At 46.6% G+C, this 3,903-nt stretch carries 5 protein-coding genes and 1 pseudogene; 5 read left to right on the forward strand and 1 reads right to left on the reverse strand.

Annotation, left to right across the window (positions count from 1 at the left end; genetic code table 11):
- The 4 genes from MES37_RS24810 to MES37_RS23750 form a co-directional block, all read left to right on the forward strand.
- Nucleotides 1–1,377 (forward strand): DUF6862 domain-containing protein (locus tag MES37_RS24810; RefSeq protein WP_273695236.1); only part of this gene is annotated, 1,377 nt, incomplete at its 5' end.
- Nucleotides 1,361–1,963 carry a hypothetical protein gene (locus MES37_RS23740; protein WP_237932767.1) on the forward strand — a complete coding sequence of 201 codons (603 nt, stop codon included), beginning with the start codon at nucleotides 1,361–1,363 and terminating at the stop codon, nucleotides 1,961–1,963. The genes MES37_RS24810 and MES37_RS23740, both read left to right, overlap by 17 nt.
- A gap of 78 nt (nucleotides 1,964–2,041) precedes the next feature.
- Nucleotides 2,042–2,722, forward strand: coding sequence for a hypothetical protein (locus MES37_RS23745; RefSeq protein ID WP_237932768.1), 681 nt, complete (start codon nucleotides 2,042–2,044; stop codon nucleotides 2,720–2,722).
- Nucleotides 2,719–3,072 carry a hypothetical protein gene (locus MES37_RS23750; protein WP_083963212.1) on the forward strand — a complete coding sequence of 118 codons (354 nt, stop codon included), beginning with the start codon at nucleotides 2,719–2,721 and terminating at the stop codon, nucleotides 3,070–3,072. The genes MES37_RS23745 and MES37_RS23750 overlap by 4 nt, the downstream gene beginning before the upstream one ends.
- Nucleotides 3,073–3,155: 83 nt before the next feature.
- Here the strand turns inward: MES37_RS23750 and MES37_RS23755 are convergent, their stop codons facing one another.
- On the reverse strand, nucleotides 3,156–3,299 hold the full coding sequence (locus MES37_RS23755) for a SymE family type I addiction module toxin (RefSeq protein ID WP_083963216.1): 144 nt from the start codon (nucleotides 3,297–3,299) through the stop codon (nucleotides 3,156–3,158).
- Nucleotides 3,300–3,488: 189 nt separating this feature from the next.
- On the opposite strand from MES37_RS23755, the pseudogene MES37_RS23760 reads away from it, so the two are divergent.
- A pseudogene (locus MES37_RS23760) lies at nucleotides 3,489–3,903 on the forward strand (hemagglutinin repeat-containing protein); the annotation flags it as partial.

The raw sequence follows: 3,903 nt of genomic DNA on the forward strand, positions 1-3,903 counted from the left end.
CGCGATACGGATAACGCCAATGGTCATATCGATAAAATCTTCGATAAGGAAAAAATCGAGGAGCAGCAGGAGCTGGCGGCGGTGTTCGGGCAGATGGCGAACCAGTATGCCGGTGACCTGGGTGCAGAGATGGGCTGGGCGGCAGATGGCCCGGAGAAAGCGGCTATCCATGGAGTGATAGGTGCTATCCAGGCGAGCTTCGGCGGTGGCAATGCGCTGGCAGGTGGCCTGGCGGGAATGGGCAGTGAGGCTCTGGGGCAATTTGTTAATGACTATCTGAGCAGTCACACTCAACTGGATGTGAAAGAGAAAGCGGCGATAACCCAGTGGGCAGCGGCGCTGGGTGGCGCAGCCGTGGGTGGTGTGACGGGGGGCAGTAACGGTGCGCAGTCGGGTGCGGCGACGGCGCTGGATTCGGTGCGTTATAACTATCTCGACCATAAAGAAGCCGAGCGCAAAAAGCAGGTTGAACATCAGTTAGCAAACGGCGAGCTGAACCCGGAAGAACGACAGGTACTCCAGCAGGAGCTGGCAGATATCAATGCCACGGACAAAGCGCGTGATGCGTTAATCGGTGATATCTGTACGCAGGGGAATAAGAGCAGCGCAGCCTGTACGCAACTGGTGATAAAGGCGCAGACGGCGCTGGACAGTTACGGTGGTGCAGCGACATATAACCTGTCGTACAAAGATATTTTCCCGAAAGATTACGCGAATGCCGCCGCTATTATGGAAGGGCTGGATGCGGGGAATATCACGCGTGATGCGGCGATTAAGGGGATAGTGGAGAGTCCCGGTAACACAAAATCATGGGCAGAAGTTGAAAAAGCCTATGACGATGCTATGCAGTTGCACGGTATCGTGAGTATCATTGCTGGCTATAAAGTGGCTGGTGAGGAGGCGGCTCAGGGTGGTAAGGGAAGCGTTAAGCCTGATGCGGCAAAAGGGAGCACAACAGAAACTTACTTTAGGGTTGAGGGGGGAGGTAGTGGTACAAAAACCAGCCAAAATAGGATCAATGCTAACCCTGATGGCAGTGTAACTATTAACTCTGGGTGTAGTGGCCAATTATGTGTCAGTACAAATGGTCCCAATCATGCTTCCTATTACCTTACTAATAAAAGAGCTGACGGATCAGTAGTCGTTTTTGAAGTTGATGCTTTGTTACATAAACAAATAATGGATGCCGCAGTACCTCAGAAACCTATCCCTGGAGTTCCTAAGGATCCCAATGCGCCTAAAATAGTAGACCCAAATAAAGGTGATTCCAGTGTATCGCTGGAACTTCCAAAAGTATGGGATAGGCTCATAGAGCAGAATTCATCAAAAGCTCGCGTATTAACAAAAGAGGAGTTCATGAATGAATTTGGAAAGTAATTACCAAAATTTGCTCAGTGACCTTTTTGATGGTGAAAAAGCAATAGCTGTTTTTGTTGTCAAAGGAAAACATTATTATCTTATTGATAATAAGGAAAATTATTGTATTGATGTAAGGCCTGAATATAAAAACTATATTGATAAAGGCTTGATGAAGGAATCCCTTTATGATGAGGCTATTAGCCTATTCAGGAATGGAATACCTGTTCTGACAGAACATAATTTCCAAGAATATGTAACACAAAATAATGTTGTTGTTTATTCAGTTGAAGATATGAGAGAGTTTTTCATGATGGGTCGAGTTGGGACTCATTTAGTTGATTTTTATGATTATATCGAGAGGTTTTTATCCGTATTAACAGATCCCGTTTCAGATGAATGGGATCAGTGGAGAATGCGACTACCTAAATTTTATATTAATTTTGATAAAAAAATATATCGACATACTGATTGGGATAGAAGCCATGAGGCCTCCGCGCCTTCAGATTGGAGCGCCCAGGCCAATAGTGATTTTGGGTTATTCATTCCAGATAAAGAGCAATATTGGTTGATCGATGGTATGAATTTTTGGAAATTACAAATGTAGACAAACTATCCCGGCCGCTCATGAGCCGGGATAGTTTTGCTTGTCACTCAGCGACGAGCGGTCGGACCACCAGTTATCATGGAAGGGCTGGATGCGGGGAATATCACGCGTGATGCGGCGATTAGCGGTATAACGCAGAGCACCGGTAAACCGTGGGCTGAAGTTGAAAAAGCCTATGACGATGCGATGCAGCTGCAGGGTATCGTGAGTATCATTGCGGGCTACAAAGTGGCTGGTGATGAGGCGGCTCAGGGTGGTAAGGGCACTGTTAAGCCTGATGCGGCAAAAGGGACGACGAATTCTGTCGTGGAAGCTGAAAAAGCAGCACTGGAGCGAATTGGGAAAAATAATGAAAAAGCTATTGATTTAAATAAGCCAAATTATTCCATGCTTGATAAGCAGGCAGCGAAAAGTGATGTTGTTGTAGAGCCGGGAAAATTGGATTACATATTTGGTAAAGTTACTAGCGATCCTCATAATGCTGCCCGCTCTACACAAATGGAACAGTCTATGTATCGTTTAGGAATACCGATTGACGAGACAGGAGCTAAATATTTAATGGATCATCTGTCTCAAGTTCCTAAGACTGCGGGAAATATAGTCGATGCTTATTCTAACCAATGGGGCAAATTTGAAGTGAGGGAGTCTTTACTATTTGGTCCATCAGGTAAAGCCACTAAGCTGCAATCTGCATTTCAAATTATGCCTGATGGTTCGCGTCGATTCGTAACTACAATACCAAAGGATGGAAAAAAATGAGTATGATTGAAAAGATTCCTGATCCTATAGATCTATTGTCATTCTTTGAGAGTGAACCTTTTTTTTCCGATGAAGTAGATCATCGCTATGGGTACGCTCATTGTGATAATCAGGGTATGAAATTGGTTTTTTCTTATGCAGCATTAGAAGGATGGATACAAACTACCATCGAGTATAATGGAGAGATAATATCTCAGCACCTCAGTGAAGGCGTAGAGAGCTTTGAACTTAAAAGTGAGCTCAAAGGAGAATATCTATGCTCTGAAATTAAACACACTGATTCAGTAACACAAGTGGAAATTAGGTTGAAACCATTTATATCTATTAAGTGGAATACATTGATTACATAAAATCCTTACCAGAAGTTATCTTGTGTGAAGTGTTGATAGAAAAGATCCCGGCTGTTGCGATGAACTGAGCCGGGATCTTTTTATCAGTCTGTAATTGGCCGAATAACCAGTTGCCCCCGCTCCACAGCGACAATAACCGGCGTATCCATTGAAAACCCCGCCTCTTTTAGCCAGTCGCCCTTCAGGTGCAGGCTGGGGTGGCGGCTGTAAAAACGGCTCGTATGGATTCTGCGGCCTTCTTAGCGAAACAGCATCATGTTCTTTAACAATATTATAGAAAACGACTAGTTAATCGAGAAGCCAATCTGATTACCCACGCGGTTCTCGGTGCGGTGGTCCCTCAGATACAAGGCAATAGCGTATTGTCAGGCGCTACTATCGGCGAGTTCATCGCGCAAGAAATGTATCCCGGTGTTATCAACCAGAGCAAAACTGACAGTGAATACGCCAGCGTCGGTGAGCAGAGCGGGTTGTTTGCCGGGGACAAAGGATTCGATATTACCGTCGGCAAACACACGCAGCTGGATGGTGCGGTGATTGCCAGCACGGCGGAAGCCAGCAAAAACAGCCTCGACACCGGGACGCTGGGCTGGAGCAGCCTCGACAACCACGCTGAATACAGTGCCAGCAGCAAGGGCATCAGCGCGGGCGGAGCGACAGGTCAGGACAGCCATGGCGGGCAGATGTTCAGCGGGGGTGGCATCCCTCTTATTGGTATCGGAGCCAGCGATAATGCTTCGGGCACCACGCAGTCAGCCATTGCGGCAGGCACTATTACCATCCGTGACAAGGAACACCAGCAGCAGGATGTGGCGGACCTGAGCCGCGATA

It is taken from the genome of Buttiauxella sp. S19-1 (assembly GCF_022134725.1).
Classification (GTDB): Bacteria; Pseudomonadota; Gammaproteobacteria; order Enterobacterales; family Enterobacteriaceae; genus Buttiauxella; species Buttiauxella ferragutiae.

Excerpts from the sequence above, each read along its gene's own strand:
- MES37_RS23750 (WP_083963212.1), top strand. The coding sequence starts at position 2,719 with ATGAGTATGATTGAAAAGATTCCTGATCCTATAGATCTATTGTCATTC.
- MES37_RS23740 (WP_237932767.1), top strand. The coding sequence starts at position 1,361 with ATGAATTTGGAAAGTAATTACCAAAATTTGCTCAGTGACCTTTTTGAT.
- MES37_RS23745 (WP_237932768.1), top strand. The coding sequence starts at position 2,042 with ATGGAAGGGCTGGATGCGGGGAATATCACGCGTGATGCGGCGATTAGC.